The organism is Nonomuraea polychroma, assembly GCF_004011505.1.
GTDB classification, from domain to species: Bacteria; Actinomycetota; Actinomycetes; order Streptosporangiales; family Streptosporangiaceae; genus Nonomuraea; species Nonomuraea polychroma.
On sequence record NZ_SAUN01000001.1, the window covers coordinates 5276741 to 5292500 of the forward strand.

General features: G+C 69.3%; 14 protein-coding genes and 2 rRNA genes (1 of these 16 only partly in view). 10 read left to right on the plus strand and 6 right to left on the minus strand.

Annotated features, from left to right (window positions below):
* Positions 1-96 precede the first annotated feature (96 nt).
* The 3 genes from EDD27_RS24085 (at position 97) to EDD27_RS24095 (ending at position 2276) form a co-directional block, all read left to right on the plus strand.
* Positions 97-444, plus strand: a complete 348-nt coding sequence (locus tag EDD27_RS24085) for an SCP2 sterol-binding domain-containing protein (protein WP_127934392.1) — start codon at positions 97-99, stop codon at positions 442-444.
* A gap of 73 nt (positions 445-517) precedes the next feature.
* A complete protein-coding gene (locus EDD27_RS24090; RefSeq protein WP_164903768.1) occupies positions 518-1270 on the plus strand; it encodes an ABC transporter ATP-binding protein in 753 nt (250 codons plus the stop codon).
* 232 nt (positions 1271-1502) lie between these two features.
* Positions 1503-2276, plus strand: a complete 774-nt coding sequence (locus EDD27_RS24095; RefSeq protein WP_127934394.1) for an ABC transporter permease — start codon at positions 1503-1505, stop codon at positions 2274-2276.
* Positions 2277-2572: 296 nt separating this feature from the next.
* Here the strand turns inward: EDD27_RS24095 and EDD27_RS24100 are convergent, their stop codons facing one another.
* Both EDD27_RS24100 and EDD27_RS24105 read right to left on the minus strand, forming a co-directional pair.
* Positions 2573-3547, minus strand: a complete 975-nt coding sequence (locus tag EDD27_RS24100) for an HAD-IIA family hydrolase (RefSeq protein WP_127934395.1) — start codon at positions 3545-3547, stop codon at positions 2573-2575.
* A gap of 561 nt (positions 3548-4108) precedes the next feature.
* Entirely contained in the window at positions 4109-4531 is a 423-nt protein-coding gene (locus EDD27_RS24105) for a tetratricopeptide repeat protein (protein WP_127934396.1), read from the minus strand.
* 109 nt (positions 4532-4640) lie between these two features.
* Between EDD27_RS24105 and EDD27_RS24110 the strand changes: the two genes are divergently transcribed.
* Positions 4641-6155, plus strand: a complete 1515-nt coding sequence (locus tag EDD27_RS24110) for a DUF1015 family protein (protein WP_127934397.1) — start codon at positions 4641-4643, stop codon at positions 6153-6155.
* 346 nt (positions 6156-6501) lie between these two features.
* On the opposite strand, the gene EDD27_RS24115 is transcribed toward EDD27_RS24110, so the two are convergent.
* Positions 6502-6942 carry a single-stranded DNA-binding protein gene (locus EDD27_RS24115; RefSeq protein ID WP_164903769.1) on the minus strand — a complete coding sequence of 147 codons (441 nt, stop codon included), beginning with the start codon at positions 6940-6942 and terminating at the stop codon, positions 6502-6504.
* A gap of 110 nt (positions 6943-7052) precedes the next feature.
* On the opposite strand from EDD27_RS24115, the gene EDD27_RS24120 reads away from it, so the two are divergent.
* The 5 genes from EDD27_RS24120 (at position 7053) to EDD27_RS24140 (ending at position 10963) form a co-directional block, all read left to right on the plus strand.
* Positions 7053-7979, plus strand: a complete 927-nt coding sequence (locus EDD27_RS24120; protein ID WP_127934399.1) for an MBL fold metallo-hydrolase — start codon at positions 7053-7055, stop codon at positions 7977-7979.
* Between the two features lie 294 nt (positions 7980-8273).
* Positions 8274-8690, plus strand: coding sequence for a hypothetical protein (locus EDD27_RS24125; RefSeq protein ID WP_127934400.1), 417 nt, complete (start codon positions 8274-8276; stop codon positions 8688-8690).
* Positions 8691-8703: 13 nt separating this feature from the next.
* Complete coding sequence (locus tag EDD27_RS24130) at positions 8704-9084, plus strand: YciI family protein (RefSeq protein WP_127934401.1); 381 nt, start codon at positions 8704-8706, stop codon at positions 9082-9084.
* Entirely contained in the window at positions 9081-10322 is a 1242-nt protein-coding gene (locus tag EDD27_RS24135; RefSeq protein WP_127934402.1) for an RNA polymerase sigma factor, read from the plus strand. The genes EDD27_RS24130 and EDD27_RS24135 overlap by 4 nt, the downstream gene beginning before the upstream one ends.
* A gap of 113 nt (positions 10323-10435) precedes the next feature.
* The gene (locus EDD27_RS24140) at positions 10436-10963 is read left to right on the plus strand and encodes a GNAT family N-acetyltransferase (protein WP_127934403.1); all 528 of its coding nucleotides are present in this window, start codon (positions 10436-10438) and stop codon (positions 10961-10963) included.
* A gap of 92 nt (positions 10964-11055) precedes the next feature.
* Here EDD27_RS24140 and EDD27_RS24145 read toward each other — a convergent pair whose 3' ends face one another.
* Positions 11056-12222, minus strand: coding sequence for a hypothetical protein (locus EDD27_RS24145; protein WP_241564220.1), 1167 nt, complete (start codon positions 12220-12222; stop codon positions 11056-11058).
* Between EDD27_RS24145 and EDD27_RS56870 the strand changes: the two genes are divergently transcribed.
* Positions 12136-14001: a hypothetical protein gene (locus EDD27_RS56870; protein WP_241564221.1), complete on the plus strand. Its 1866-nt coding sequence runs from the start codon at positions 12136-12138 to the stop codon at positions 13999-14001. The two genes, EDD27_RS24145 and EDD27_RS56870, sit on opposite strands and share 87 nt — an antisense overlap.
* A gap of 412 nt (positions 14002-14413) precedes the next feature.
* On the opposite strand, the gene rrf is transcribed toward EDD27_RS56870, so the two are convergent.
* Both rrf and EDD27_RS24160 read right to left on the minus strand, forming a co-directional pair.
* A 5S ribosomal RNA gene (gene rrf / locus EDD27_RS24155) occupies positions 14414-14530 on the minus strand.
* Between the two features lie 134 nt (positions 14531-14664).
* Positions 14665-15760: ribosomal RNA gene (locus EDD27_RS24160) — 23S ribosomal RNA — on the minus strand (it continues 2010 nt past the right edge of the window).

Consider the following 15760-nt stretch of genomic DNA (forward strand, 5'->3'; position numbering starts at 1 on the left):
GGGACCTTGGCAGGCGTGTCACACGTTGAAGGTCATACGAGGGTGCTGGTGATATGGAACGCTACGGTCCGTAAAGAGAAAGAAAGGATGCGCATCATGGCAAGCGTCGAGGAGTGCCGGGCGGCATTGGTCAAGCTCGTCGCCCAGTTCCACGAGATCGACGAGGAGGACCGGGCCAAGCATGTGGTGGAACGCACGGTCAGCTGCCGGGTGCCCGACCTCGACGTGATCTTCTACGGCCGGCTGCACCACGGGGGCCTCGACCCGTTCACGGAGGTCCCGCCGGCGGACGCCAAGCCCGCCGACGTGAAGCTCACGATCTCGAGCGACGACTTGATCGCGCTGGTCGACGGGGAGCTGGACCTGGCGCGTGCATTGCTCGGCGGCCGCGTGAAGATCGACGCGAGTTTCGGCGACCTGCTGCGCCTGCGAAAGCTGATCTAGGCGGGCCGATTGACCGGTCCCGTCGCCAAGTTATTTAATGGCAGCGTTAATTATTTGGCGATGGGTGAACAAAATGGGTGTGATCATCGAGACCGAACGGCTGAGCCGCTCCTACGGCGACCGCCTCGCGGTCGACGGCCTGACCCTGGCGATCGCGCCAGGCGAGATCTTCGGACTGCTCGGCCCGAACGGCGCGGGGAAGACCACCACGATCAGGATGCTGGCCACGCTGCTCCCGCCGAGCGGCGGCGCCGCCCGGGTGTGCGGGTTCGACGTGGTGAGGGCGGCCGGAGAGGTACGTGAACGCATCGGGTACGTGATGCAGCAGGTCTCCCCCATGGGCTACTACATGTTGACCGGCCGCGAGAAGACCGAGATCGAAGCGGCTCTCTACCACGTGCCGAGGCGGCAGGTGAAGGCCCGGGCCGGCGAGGTCCTCGACCTGGTGGGGTTGTCGCAGGACGCCGACAGGCTCGTCCAGGAGTACTCCGGAGGCATGCAGAAGCGCCTCGACCTGGCGTGCGGGCTGCTGCATCGGCCGGAGCTGCTGATACTCGACGAACCGACGCTCGGCCTGGACGTCCCGTCGCGCCACCGGATGTGGGATCACATCCGCGCGCTGTGCGACCAGGGAATGACCGTGTTGCTGGCGACGAACTACATGGACGAGGCCGACCGGCTCTGCGACCGCCTGACGATCATGGATCACGGCCGCGAGGTGGTCACCGGCACGCCCGCCGAGCTGAAGGAGGCGATCGGGGCGCCCTCGCTCGACGAGGTGTTCCTCCGCCGCACCGGCCACACGCTGCGCGAGGAACCGAAGTGACGGGATCGCCGAAGTACGCGGGCCTACGGGGGCCGCTTGACGACCGGGCCGACGCGTCCCGAAGAGACGGGCCTGCGAGGTCACCCAACGGGCAGGCGGACGCACCCCCGGACAGACGGGCCCAGGCGGTCCCCGACGAACGGCCCGACGGGTCGCCGGACGAGCGGGCTGACGGGTCGCCGGACGAGCGGGCTGACGGAATGGTGTGCGGAGTCAGGGAGGTGGCGAGCTGATGTGGTCGCAGGAAGTCCTGGCCCTGTCCAGGCGCTGGCTGCTCATCGTGCTGCGGGAGCGCTTGAACCTGCTGTTCAGCGTGCTGCAACCGGCTGTGTGGCTGGTGTTCTTCGCCGGCGCGCTGGGCGGCGCGATGGATCCCCGGGCGGTCGGCACGGGCGACTACATCGCGTTCGCGGTGCCGGGGATCATCGCCTTCACCGTGGTCGGCAACGGGGTGACGGCGGCGATGCCGCTGCTGTTCGACAAGGAGACCGGCTACCTCGACAAGCTGCTGAGCATGCCGATCAGGCGAAGCTCGCTGATCGTGTCGCGTTTCGTGTTCCAGATGGGGATGAACTCAGCCCAGGTGGTGGTGATCCTGCTGGTGGCCCTCGTCCTGGGCGTCCGCCCCGCGTCGGGGCCGCTCGGCGTGCTCGCGATCCTGGTCGCGACGGCGCTGCTCACTCTGGCGCTCACGGCGGCGGCGATGGCGCTGGCCTGCGCGGTGCCCTCACACGGGACGTTCTTCGCGATCACGGGGTTCGCGTCGTTGCCGCTGCTGTTCATGAGCAATGCGTTCGTGCCGCTGTCGGCCATGCCGGGATGGATGGAGGCCGTGGCCAGGGCGAACCCGCTCACGTACGCCATCGACGCCATGCGGCTGCTGGTGCTGGACGGCTGGAGCGGCGGGGTGCCCCTGTCACTGGGCGCGCTGGTGGTGGCGTCGGCGCTGCTGCTGGCCGTGGGCGTCTGGCAGTTCGCACGCCAGACCCGCGAAAGAATCGCCTGACCCCAGCACCCCGCTGAAGGCGAACCGCCCCGTCACCGCCGCCCTGGTAGGTCTCGGTGCGGACAGGGCTCGGCCCACGCCGCGGCACGCGACCTGCGCGACCCCACCCGCGGCACCGAACGGAGTCGCTCACCCGGCGGGAGGCGGCTGCGCGGCCGACCTGCGCCACGCGTCCTGCGTCGGTCCGCTCAGCGGCACCGAACTTTGGGTCGCTCACCCGGCGGCACGCGACCTGTGCCGGCCCGCCCCGCAGCACGGAAAGGACTGCTCACCTGGCCGCACGCGACCGGGACAGCTCAGCCGGCCATGCGATCCAGGACGGGCTTGACCGCGTCCTCCTCGATCCGCCCGTCCCCTGCCGCCGCCCACGCGGCGTCACACGCCGCCCGCAGCCCGTCGATCCTGTTCCCTTCCCCCTCCAGCCGCAGCATCCCGTCCTGCCACCGAGCTCGCCACCCTCCGCAGACCCCGTCCCGTACCTCGGGATAAGGCAGGTGCAACGCCTCCAGATCCTCCGCGACGTACGTGGGCCGATGATGCGGCTCCGCCGTCAAAACATCGGCCGCCGTGGCCACCCCCGTGAGCACCAGAAGGCTGTCCACCCCGGCATTGGCCGCACCCTCGATGTCGGTGTCCAGCCGGTCCCCCACGACGAGCGGCCGCCGCGCCCCCGTACGGATCACCGACTCCCGATGCAGCGGCGGATCCGGCTTGCCCGCGTACACCGGCTCCACCCCGGTGGCCGCGGCGATGACCCGCACCATCGCCCCGTTCCCCGGCAATTCCCCCCGCCCGGTGGGCATGGTGCTGTCGCGGTTGGACGCCACGAACCACGCCCCCTGCCGCACCGCCAGCGCACCTTCGGACAGCAGCCCGTACGACAGTCCGGGCGCGATCCCCTGCACCACGGCGACAGGCGACTCGGTAGCGGTCGAAACTGGTCGAAGCCCCCGATCCCGTACGGCCATCCGCAGCCCCGACCCACCGACCACGAGCACGTTCGACCCGGGCGGCACCCTTTCCGCGATCAGCCGTGCGGCGGCCTGCGCCGAGGTCACCACGTCCTCGGCGGCGGCAGGCGCCCCGAGCTCGCGTAGATGGGCGGCGATGGCGGCCGGCGTACGGGAGGCGTTGTTCGTGACGTAGGCCAGCCGCACGCCACGCCCGAGCGCCTCCTCCAGGGCCTGCGGGGCCCCGGGCACCGCGTGGGTGCCCAAATAGACCACGCCGTCGAGGTCGAGCAGCAGGGTGTCATACCCGTCGATCAGCACAGCGCCTCTTCCCGTTCGACTCTCAGCCCGCGTGAACTTTATCCCCACCCGGCCGGGCCGCCGCTCCCGGCCTCACCGCCGGCCCCGCATCCTCGGCCGCGTCCTCAGCCGCGGCCGCCATCCCTGGCCTCGCGTCCTCAGCCGCGGCCGCCATCACTGGTCTCGCCGCTCATCTCCAGCCACGCATCTCCGGCCCCGCATTCACTCCCGGCCTCGCCGCCCGTCCCCGGCCAGGTGTATCTCCGATGGAGCGTTTTCCCTGGCCTCACAGGCATCCTCCGGCCACGCGAGCCCCACCCACCCGGCTCCAGCCACGCATCTCCGGCGCGGCGCTCGCTCCGGCCTCGCCGCCGGTCTCCGGCCACGCATTCCCGGCCCGGCGTCCCTCCCCAGCCTCACCGCCGTCCCGGGCCACGCGTCCTCGACTCGGCGGTCATCTCCGGCCTCGCCCGGTCCCCGGCCCTGCATGCTCAGGCCGGCGCCCGCTGCCGACCGGCCGCAACGGCCGGCGCCGCCTGTCGGAGGGAACGAACGCCGGCAAGAAGACCAACCAATCCCCGCCTACATTTCCCGCCGAGCCCGCAATGTAGCGCGGACGCTCTTCAACGCCGACACGTAATGCCGCTCATCGGGACGCATGGCGACCGCGATGGCCAGCGGCTCCTGCGCCCCTTCCACATCCCCGGTCCGCCACAACGACAAGCCCAGCCCGAAGTAGGCGTAATCCTCGGCCGGATTGGCGTCAACGATCTGCCGGAAACTGGCCGCGGCCTCGGCGTATTGCCGGGAATTGAACTGGGCCCTGGCCAGTGCCTCAAGGATGCTGCGCGATTCAGGCTCCGCCGCGTTGGCACGCTCGAGCAAGGCGGCCGCGGCGGCAGGGCTGCCTTCTTGAAGCAGCTTGACCCCACGCTGATACCAATCGTAAACACTGCCCCGCGGATTGCCCGAGGTTCCGTCATTGAGGTTTCCATCTCGACCCATGGGTGAGGACTCCCTTCATCGCTGGACGACAGCCGCCCTGCCCTGCTGCCGGACGGGCACGGCTGCAACCAAGGGGCGACTCCCGGAAGGCGCGAGCATTTATGGGAGCATGCCCGGTATGGGGATTCCTGAACTGCCGGTGCCTGATGGGCTCGTGCTACGGCCCTTCCGAGGGGTGCGTTTCGCTGTCGAAGATCCCGCCAAGGTGACCTCCCCACCCTACGATCTGATCTCTGACACGGACGTGGACGCCCTCCTGCGACTGCATCCCAACAACGTCGTCCGTCTCATCCTTCCGTGCTCCCATCCCACCAACTCCTCCCCCGCGACCCGGACAACCGAACCCACCACCCAAGCAACCGACGCCACTGTGCAAGCGCCGGACCTCACCGCCGGTACGACGGACCGCGGAGCTGCGGCCGCCGGCCCCGCCGCGGTCCCGCTCGAAACCCGATACGCCGATGCCAGGGACACGCTCCGCGCGTGGCTGGAGGCGGGCATCCTGGTGCCGGACGAGGAGCCGGCGCTCTACGTGTACGAGCAGAGCGGCCCGGACGTGCTGCAGCGCGGCCTGATCGGCGACGTGGGCCTGGCTGACCCGGGTCAGCACATCATCCTGCCCCACGAGGACGTGATGCCCGGCCCGGTCGCCGACCGGCTCGCGCTCATGAGCACCACGCAGGCCAACCTCGAGCCGATCTTCCTCCTCTACGAGGGCGGTGACGGGGCGACGACCCGCCTGGTGGACGAGGTAGCCACGAAGCGCCACCCTGTCGTGACTGCCCACACGGAGGACGGCCTCACGCATCGTCTATGGGCGATCACGGACAAGACGCAGATCGCCAGGATCAATGCCGACCTTCACGATCGGCAGGCATTGATCGCCGACGGCCATCATCGATATGCGACGTACCGCGTGCTCCAACGCCAGGAACGCGCGACCCGGCGCCACCACCAGCAACAAGACACCCATCAACCTCCGCGAACCGACCACCCGAAGCACGACGACACTGAGCACCCCGAGCAAGGTGGGCCGGCCCCCGCCGGAGGCCTGGCGGCTCCATGGGACTTCGGTCTGGCCTTGCTCGTGGATTCCACCGCGTACCCGCCCGACCTCAAGGCCATCCACCGCGTGATCCCCGGCCTCCCGCTGGCCGAGGCGACCGCCAAGGCCAGGGGCGCATGGCAGGTCCACGAGTTTGACGACCTGAACGAGGGACTGGCCGCGCTGGAGAGCGCTCAGGAGCCGGCGTTCCTGCTGGCCGACGAGAGCGGTGCGCACCTCCTGACGAATCCCGACCCCGTCCAGCTCGGCGGTGCCATGCCGCCCGACCACTCAGAACGCTGGAACTCCCTCAACACCTCCGTCCTCACCGAGTTCGTCCTGCCCAAGGTGTGGGGCATGCGCGACGATGAGCAAACCGTATGGATCGTCCACCACGACACGCATGCCGCAGTGCGGCTGGCCACCCGTACCGGCGGCACCGCCGTGCTGCTCAAGCCACTGGCGGTCGACGACGTGCTGGCCGTCGCCGCCGGCGGTGAACGCGTCCCCCGCAAGTCCACCTCCTTCGGCCCCAAACCCAGAACAGGCCTGGTCCTTCGCACGTTCGCGATCGACTGAGCTCACCGACGCCCAGACCTCGCTACTTAACTCATCAGCGCCCAGCCCCTCCTCCGTCGCAGCGCAGGTCCCAGCCATCTCCAACGCACCGCCCCGGGTCTCCGCTCCCTTCGGAGCTGCCCGGTGGGTGGGCCATGGTCCTGTGAGGAGCTGGGTGGCCTGGTGAACGTGCGTTGCTGGAGAGCTGATGCATGGGTGACCGAGGGGCAGAGCCGGGTGGCATGAGCGGCCCCGTCCGGCCCCAAGCTCTTCGCCAACCCGGGCCCAAGCCAATGGCCCTCCACATGATCCAGGCCCCGCGGTCACGGGCAGGGCCGGCGGTCCCGCAACGGTGGGACGTGGCCGGTCACATTGCCTTGGCCAGGTGGGACACCTGTCTGGGGACGAGGGCGGCAGGCATCCCAGCCGGATCCTCGCCCTCCGACGCCGGAAGAGGAACGACCGCATCCTCCGGCGAGGGAAGAGGGACGGCCGCGGTGACCGCTTTGACGGCGGTCACCTCCACCTCGTGCCTCCAGATCTTGGCGCCGGGAGGGCCGAAGACGCGGCACCGGAACGCGCCCGTCACCTCGATGTAGTCGCGAGGTTTGAGGCCGCGGACCACGTCGGCCGCCTCACGGTCGAAAGTGACGCACGGGATGCTGTCCGTCACGACGCCCCCTCGCCGGTCCGGCCGCCGCCGGCGCACGATGGTGCGCCATTTGGTCGCGGTGTCGCCGCTCGGCACCGGGTGCTCCTCGACGGCCGCGGAGAGCCTCCCCACCAGCACAACCTCGTTTCGGTCCACTGTCGTCCTCCTGTCGATGCTCTGGTGGAGATCACTCTTTACGATGAGGGGGAGGCCGGATCGGCTCGAACGCCGTTCTGGGGACAACGGCTGCACGCTCGGGAGTGCCTGTGGACAACATCACCCCTCTAGGCGGCGACGTCTATGAGATCGACACCAAGATGGCCGGCTACTCGGGCATCACGGCTGGTTATCTGATCCTGAGCGATCGCCCGTGCCTGGTGGAGACCGGCACCTCGACCTCGGCCCCCGTGGTGCGCGACGCGCTCACGTCGCTCGGGGTCGGCCCGGACGATCTGGCCACCGTCGTCGTGACCCACATCCATCTGGACCATGCCGGCGGCGTGGGCGACATCGCCAGGTTCTTCCCGTCGGCGCAAGTCGTGGTCCACGAGAAGGGAGCCCGCCACCTGGCCGAACCGTCACGGCTGATGGCGAGCGCCCGCATGGTGTGGGGTGACCGCCTCGACACCCTCTTCGGCGAACTGTCTCCCACCGAGGCCGAGCGCATCGTCGCCCTGGGCGAGACCGGTGCCATCGATCTGGGCAACGGCCGCACGCTGAACAGCCACTACTCCCCCGGCCACGCCAAGCACCACGTGGGGCTCGTCGACTCCGCCACAGGCGACCTGTACGTCGGCGACGCGGCAGGCGTGTACCTGCCCCAGACGGGTGACCTGCGTCCGGCGACACCCCCGCCGGACTTCGACCTGCAGACGGCGCTCGACTCGATCGCGCTGTTCGGGGCACTCGGGCCGCAACGGCTGCTGTTCAGCCACTACGGCCCGGTGGAGGCCGTCCAGGAGACCCTCGAACGGTCCGCCGAAGAGCTTCGCGTCTGGGTCGATCTCACCCGGCAGGCCCATTCCGAGGGCATGGATCTCGACCACGCGGTCGCCATGGTCAGGGACCGCACGAAGGAGCGCTACACCGCGCTGAAGTCCGACGACGGGACGGCGGAGCAGTTCGAACTGCTGAGCGGCGCCCCGTCGAACGTCGCGGGCATCCTCCACTGGCTCGACCGCGTCTCCCCCTGAATCCGGGAGCGTCTCCCGTACATCGAATCCGGGAGCGTCTCCCGTACATCGCGGAGCGTCTCGCCGCCATTTCCCGGAGCCGGCCGGCACCCGTCGGCAACGGCGCTCACCGCTCCGATGATCTCGCCCTCGCCGCGCCGGGATACGGTGACCTGGGCCGCGACCCGCACGAACGCGCTCCTGAAAATCTTGAAAAAACAACCGGGAGGCTGTCGAAAGCCGGGGTGCCGGCTCCGAGGTATCAGCAGAACGCGCCCAGCGGGGGCGAGTGAAGCGAGAAGCGAGGAGACGGCGATGAGCAGCGAGCAGATGCGCAAGCTGGACGGGCTGGTCGGCACGTGGCAGCTGACGGGCGGCGCCAAGGGGACGGTGCGGTTCGAGTGGATGGAGGGTGGATTCTTCCTCCTCCAGCACGTCGACCTCGTCCATGACGGCCGGCAGGTCAAGGGCATGGAGGTGATCGGCCACGAGCGACCCTTCGGTGCCGAGCCCAGCGAGGAGATCAAGTCCCGCTTCTACGACTCCACCGGCAACACCCTGGACTACGTGTACGAGGTTCACGACGATGGCAGCCTCACCATCTGGGGCGGTGAGAAGGGCTCCCCGGCGTACTGCCGGTCCACCGTCAGCGAGGACGGCAACACGATCACCTCATCGTGGGTCTGGCCCGGTGGCGGCTATGACACCATCGGAACCCGGACCGTCGGGTGACCGGGAGGCACGCATGAAGTATCTGCTGCTGGCGTACACCAAACAGGCCGACTGGGACTCGGTCGACGTGAACAGCCCGGAGTTCCAGGCCATGTGTGAGTTCTACGAGAACCTGGGCAAGGAGCTCACCGCGTCCGGCGAGTTCGTCTCCACGGAAGGGCTGGCGCATCCGTCCCTGACCCGCACCGTACGGATGCGCGACGGCGGACCGGTCGCCGTGGACGGCCCCTACGCCGAGGCCAAGGAGGTGCTGGCCAGCTACGCGATCGTGGACTGCGCCAGCCACGACCGGGCGATGGCGATCGCCGCCCGGATCGTCGCGGCGGTCGGCGACACGGTGGAGGTGCGGCCCATCGGCCAAGGGCCGCTGGCGGAGGACACGCCCCTGTCGTGACGGTGCCGGACCGGCTCGAGGACCTGCTGCGCGAGCACGCGCCGCAGGTCCTCGGCGCGCTCGTACGCCGGTACGGGCACTTCGACACCGCCGAGGACGCGGTGCAGGAAGCCCTGCTCGCGGCCTCGGCCCAGTGGCCGGCCGACGGGATCCCGCAGGAGCCGCGTACCTGGCTGATCCGGGTCGCCTCGCGACGCCTGATCGACATGCTCCGCAGCGAGCAGTCCCGCCGCGACCGTGAGGCCGCGGAGGCGGTCCGGATCCGTCCGGAGCAGTACCTGGCGCCGGCGGCGGATGCCGGCCCGCCCGCGGACGACTCGCTGGTGCTGCTGTTCGTGTGCTGCCATCCGGCTCTCAGCCGGCCGTCTCAGGTCGCGCTCACCCTGCGGGCGGTGGGCGGGCTCACCACAGCCGAGATCGCGCACGCCTTCCTCGTCCCCGAGCCGACGTTGGCGCAGCGGATCAGCCGGGCGAAGAAGCAGATCAAGACCTCGGGGATCGGCTTCGGGCCGCCGCCACCAGCCGAGTACGCCGCCCGGCTCGACGCCGTGCTCCAGGTGCTCTACCTCATCTTCAACGAGGGGTACGTGGCCACGACCGGTCCGGACCTGCTCCGTACCGATCTGGCGGCGGAGGCGATCCGGCTGACCCGGATGCTGCACCGCGTCCTGCCGGATGACGGTGAGGTCGCGGGCCTGCTCGCCCTGATGTTGCTCGTCCACGCCCGCCGCACCGCCAGGACCGACGCGAGCGGCGCCCTCGTGCCGCTCGCTGAGCAGGACCGAAGCCTGTGGGACCAGCGCGAGATCGGCGAAGGCGTCGCGCTGGTGACCCATGCCATGTCCCATGCCGACCTCGGGCCATACCAGCTGCAAGCGGCGATCGCGGCGGTGCACGCCGAGGCGGCCACGGCCGGCGACACCGACTGGCGGCAGATCCTCGGCCTCTACGACCTGCTGGAACGCATGACCGACAACCCGGTGGTGACGCTCAACCGGGCGGTCGCGGTGGCCATGGTCCACGGTCCCCGCGCCGGCCTCACGTTCCTGTCGTACCTCGACGACGACCCCCGCCTCGCCGGCCAGCACCGGGTGGAGGCGGTGCGCGGGCACCTGCTGGAGCTGGCCGGGGAGCCGGACCGGGCCCGGGAGTGCTACGCGACGGCCGCCCGCCGCACCACCAGCCGCCCCGAGCAGCGCTATCTCCAGCTCAAGGCCACGAAACTGGCCGGATCGTGACGCGCGGCGCATGGCCGTGCTCGTCCGTCGTCGTCCTGTCGCCGGAGGCCGGTGGCAGCCTCCGCACGCTCGCCGATTGACCAGGACGAAGCCGTTCCGGTACGTATGATCGCGTGATTGAGCTGCGCGCGTTCGAGCCTGCCGACGCCCCGGAAGTGGCCTCGTGGATCGACAGTTTGGAGGCGCTCATCACTTGGTCCGGCAATACCGGGTTCACCTGGCCCTTTGATGCGGGTCAGCTCTCCGGCTTCCACGCATCGGATCCCACCCGTCGCGTCCACATGGCTGTCGGCCCCGACGGAACGCCGGTGGGCCATTTCCTCCTGCGGACCGAGCCGTCCGGCCGGTCGGTGCGGCTCGGCATGGTCCTGGTCTCACCCACGGTCAGAGGGCGGGGATATGGCGAGGCCATGCTGGAAGCCGCACTCGGCAATGCCTTCGCCGACCCGGCCATCGAGCAGGTGAACCTGGGCGTCTACTCCCACAATGCCGGTGCCATACGGCTGTACGAGCGGTTGGGATTCCGCAGGGAGAGCCTCGACCCGAAGGCGACGTACGTGGCCGGCGAGTGGTGGGCGGCGGTCACGATGAACCTGCTTCGCGACGCCTGGCGGCCGCACACCCGGACCACCACCCACTGACCAAAGACAACGGGGGCGATCAGCGCTGTGAGGCGTGAACCGGCTCCGCCGTACCGGATGGTCGCGGTACGGCGGAGCATCAGGCTTCCGGTCTAGTCGTCCGACTTCGGCCGGTTCTGGGTGGGCTCGTCTTCCTCGTCGAGCGTGTCGCCGAAGTTGGGCTCAATGAACGCCGGCGTGATGCCGCGAATCTCCGCCTTCGCCGCCGACCCAGAGCTACTCGGCTCGCTCCCGGAATCGTCGGAGCTCTGCTCGTCAGACTCCGTGCCGTCCAGGACGTCGGCCGGCTCGGCCTCCGCCTCCGGCTCCCTGCCTCGGGCCTCGGCTTCTTCCGGCTCGTCGCCCCGGAGCTCAGCCTCTTCGGGCTCATCGCCCAGGGCCTCGGCCTCCTCCGGCTCGTCGCCCCGGAGCTCAGCCCGCTCGGGCTCATCGCCCAGGGCCTCGGCCTCCTCCGGCTCGTCGCCCCGGAGCTCAGCCCGCTCGGGCTCGTCGCCCGGAAGGTCGGCCGGCTCCCGCTCGTCGCCCAGGAGGTCGTCCGCCTCGGCGAGGACCTCGGAGTCGTCCACGTCCTCTTCCGCCTCGACGGCCTCCTCGCTCTCGGCCACGCCCGCGTCGTCGAAGTCGTCCTCGTCGTCGAACTCCTCCTCGACGTCCTCGATGACGGCGCCGGTCAGCTCGGCGTACCGATCCGCGGCGTCCGTCTCGCCGTCCTCGTCGAACGCCATCGCCCGGCCGAACCAGTCGGTCGCCGCGTCCGTGTGGCCGGCGTCGGCCAGCGCGTCCGCGTACGCGAACGCCAGCCGCGCCGACCAGGGCTTGGGCTGCGGGTCACGCAGCTCGGGCAGGCGCTGCAGGGTGATCACGGCGGCGTCGTGCTGGCCCAGGTCGCGGCGGGCGCCGGACTCGACGATGGTCAGCTCGATGCGCCCGGCCCTGTCGAGGCGCTCGGCCTCTGGCGAACGTACGAGGTCGATGGCCCGCTCCGGACGGCCGAGCCCGCGCTCGCAGTCGGCCATGACCGGCAGGTACGCCTCCGAGCCCGTCAGCCTCCGCGCCGCCCGCAAATCGCTCAGCGCCTCGGAGAAGTGCCCGGCGCGGTACGCGACGATGCCTGCGGCCTCCCGTACGACACCGATGCGGGCAGCGAACCGGCGCGCCACCTTCGTGTGTTCGTGCGCCCGGTCGGGGTCGTCGTTCTCCAGCGCCTGCTCGGCGGCGACGAGGTGCCGGCCCACGAGGTCGGCGAGGTCCCCGGGCAAGGAGCGGAGCTCCTCAAGCACTTCCTTGTCCAGTTCGTCCGCGGTGATGTCGGGCGCCACCTCGGGCAGCCGCTCACGCTGCGGTGCTTCGCTCTCACGGTCGGGCCTGCCGTACCTGGCGCGGGTGCCTTCCCCGGTACGCTCCTCGCGGCCACCGCGGTCGTCCCGCGAGAACGGCCGGGACGCCCGCTGGTCACCCTCTCGGCGCGGACCCCGGTCGTCACGGAACCCACCTTCACGACGGGGACCCCGATCATCGCGGAACCCGCCCTCACGACGCGGACCCCGATCATCGCGGAACCCGCCCTCACGACGCGGACCCCGATCATCGCGGAACCCGCCCTCACGACGCGGACCCCGATCATCGCGGAGCCCGCCCTCACGACGCGGACCCCGATCCGCGGATCCACCCTCAGGACGCGGACCCCGCTGGTCTCCGAACCCGCCTTCACCACGGGGGCCACGGTCATCGCGGAACCCGCCATCACGACGGGGGCCGCGATCGTCACGGAACCCACCTTCACGGCGGGGGCCACGGTCATCACGGAACCCACCCTCACGACGGGGGCCACGGTCATCGCGGAACCCGCCTTCGCCACGCGGACCACGATCGTCACGGAATCCGCCCTCGCGCCGCGGGCCGCGATCCGCAGATCCACCCTCGCGACGCGGACCCCGATCATCACGGAACCCGCCCTCGCGACGGGGGCCCCGATCGTCACGGAATCCGCCTCCGCGCCGGTCGCCGCCGTAACCGCCGCCCTCGCGGCGCTCGCCGTAGCCACCCTCACGACGCGGCCCACGATCGTCCCGATCCCGGAACGAACGCCGCTCATCGCCCTCACGCCGTGGACCACGGTCGTCACGGGGGGCGCCTTCGCCTCGAGGGCCGCGGTCTACGTATCCGCCCTCACGACGAGGACCGCGGTCGCCGTAGCCGCCTTCGCGACGCGGGCCGCGATCATCGCGGAATCCGCCCTCTCGCCGCGGGCCGCGATCCGCGGATCCACCCTCGCGACGGGGGCCGCGATCGTCACGGAACCCGCCTCCGCGCCGGTCGCCGCCGTAACCGCCGCCCTCGCGGCGCTCACCGTAGCCACCCTCGCGGCGCTCACCGTAGCCGCCCTCACGACGCGGCCCACGATCGTCCCGATCCCGGAACGAACGCCGCTCATGGCCCTCACGCCGCGGCCCGCGGTCGTCGCGGTCCCTGTCACGGTACGTGCGGCGCTCGTCGCCGCCGCTGGATCCGCGCTCCGAACCCTCACGACGCGGCCCGCGGTCATCGCGGAACCCGCCCTCACGACGCGGGCCGCGATCGCCGAATCGACCGCCTTCACCGCGATCGCCGGGTCGACCGCCCTCGCGGCGCTCACCGTAGCCACCCTCACGACGCGGGCCCCGGTCGTCCCGGGAACCCTCATCCCGCCGCGGATCTCTCTCCTGGCGGCCATAAGAGCGTCCTCTGTCGTCGGAACGGAACGGACGGTCGCCGCCGGAGTCTCGCCCGCGAGAGCCATACCCGCCGCTCCTGCCGCCCCCGCCAGAGCGCCTGTCCTCATGGTCGCCGCGCCCGCGCTGTCCGCCGTCCGATCCGTTATCTCTGTTCACTTCTGGTCCATTTCGTTGGGCTCACCCAGCGGACTCACAACGACGGTCCACCGTGGCTGGTCGCCGCCCGTCCTCGGGCCTTACGCGACGAAGGCCACCCGTGGGGTGGCCCGGTTCTTCCAGCCTAGCAAGCCGGAGAACGTCCACGAGCCCGTCGCAAGCTCATAAATCAGCCGGCCCAAAAATGCTCGGCCGGCAAAACTGATCACCATGTCGCTACGTGTGCACTAAATCGCCGGGCCCCGGCACCGGATCCTGAACCCGCTGACGGACGAGAAGACCCACCTGCTTGGTGAGCTCTGCCGTACCGCTTCGGGCGCAGGCCAGCCGGACCTGCCCGGCGGAAATCAGCCGCCAGGACCCACGCTCAGGACGCTAAGGTGGCCGACCGGCTCGATTTTCGTCGAGAACGACGGCTACGCCGTCCGCCCGGGCCCCAGGTGCCGGCGATCGAGGGACAACGTGTCCTTCAAACCGCCGCCGATCCGCGGGCCCTTGTCGGCGAGTGTCTTCGTCCTCCGGGCGCCGGAAATGAGAAAGCCCCGGCGCGATGCGTCGGGGCTTTCTCATTTGAAAGATTGTCCGGCGGTGACCTACTCTCCCACACCCTCCCGAGTGCAGTACCATCGGCGCTGGGAAGCTTAACTTCCGGGTTCGGAATGTAACCGGGTGTTTCCTTCCCGCCATAACCGCCGTAACCCTGAGAAACAGCACAGTCGTTTGCTGTCTCAGAATTGCATAGTGGACGCGAGCAAGAATTTCCTTGGTGTGGCGCAGCTCTGGACCCGGCGAAGAGTAACAGAGCGCAGCACACACCAAGCATTATGCTTTGTGGTCAAGTCCTCGGCCTATTAGTACCGGTCAGCTCCACACGTTACCGCGCTTCCACCTCCGGCCTATCAACCCGGTCGTCTACCGGGAGCCTTACCCCTTCACAGGGAGGGAGACCTCATCTCAAGGCGAGCTTCCCGCTTAGATGCTTTCAGCGGTTATCCCTTCCGAACGTAGCCAACCAGCCGTGCATCTGGCGATACAACTGGCACACCAGAGGTTCGTCCGTCCCGGTCCTCTCGTACTAGGGACAGCCCCTTTCAAGTCTCCTGCGCGCGCAGCGGATAGGGACCGAACTGTCTCGCGACGTTCTAAACCCAGCTCGCGTACCGCTTTAATGGGCGAACAGCCCAACCCTTGGGACCTACTCCAGCCCCAGGATGCGACGAGCCGACATCGAGGTGCCAAACCATCCCGTCGATATGGACTCTTGGGGAAGATCAGCCTGTTATCCCCGGGGTACCTTTTAGCCGTTGAGCGACACCGCTTCCACATGCCGATGCCGGATCACTAGTCCCAGCTTTCGCTCCTGCTCGACCCGTCAGTCTCACAGTCAAGCTCCCTTGTGCACTTACACTCGACACCTGATTGCCAACCAGGCTGAGGGAACCTTTGGGCGCCTCCGTTACCCTTTAGGAGGCAACCGCCCCAGTTAAACTACCCACCAGACACTGTCCCCGATCCGGATCACGGACCAGGGTTAGACGTTCAAAACGACCAGAGTGGTATTTCACCAATGACTCCACCCGAACTAGCGTCCGAGCTTCCCAGTCTCCCACCTATCCTACACAAGACGCTCCAAACGCCAATGTCAAGCTGTAGTGAAGGTCCCGGGGTCTTTCCGTCCTGCTGCGCGTAACGAGCATCTTTACTCGTAGTGCAATTTCGCCGGGTCTGTGGTTGAGACAGCGGGGAAGTCGTTACGCCATTCGTGCAGGTCGGAACTTACCCGACAAGGAATTTCGCTACCTTAGGATGGTTATAGTTACCACCGCCGTTTACCGGCGCTTAAGTTCTCACCTTCGCCAACCGAAGCTGGCTAAGCGGTCCCCTTAACGTTCCGGCACCGGGCAGGCGTCAGTCCGTATACATCGTC

Coding starts and splice junctions, on each gene's coding strand:
- EDD27_RS24085 (WP_127934392.1), top strand. CDS start 97: ATGGCAAGCGTCGAGGAGTGCCGGGCGGCATTGGTCAAGCTCGTCGCC.
- EDD27_RS24090 (WP_164903768.1), top strand. CDS start 518: ATGGGTGTGATCATCGAGACCGAACGGCTGAGCCGCTCCTACGGCGAC.
- EDD27_RS24095 (WP_127934394.1), top strand. CDS start 1,503: ATGTGGTCGCAGGAAGTCCTGGCCCTGTCCAGGCGCTGGCTGCTCATC.
- EDD27_RS24105 (WP_127934396.1), bottom strand. CDS start 4,531: ATGGGTCGAGATGGAAACCTCAATGACGGAACCTCGGGCAATCCGCGG.
- EDD27_RS24110 (WP_127934397.1), top strand. CDS start 4,641: ATGCCCGGTATGGGGATTCCTGAACTGCCGGTGCCTGATGGGCTCGTG.
- EDD27_RS24125 (WP_127934400.1), top strand. CDS start 8,274: ATGAGCAGCGAGCAGATGCGCAAGCTGGACGGGCTGGTCGGCACGTGG.
- EDD27_RS24130 (WP_127934401.1), top strand. CDS start 8,704: ATGAAGTATCTGCTGCTGGCGTACACCAAACAGGCCGACTGGGACTCG.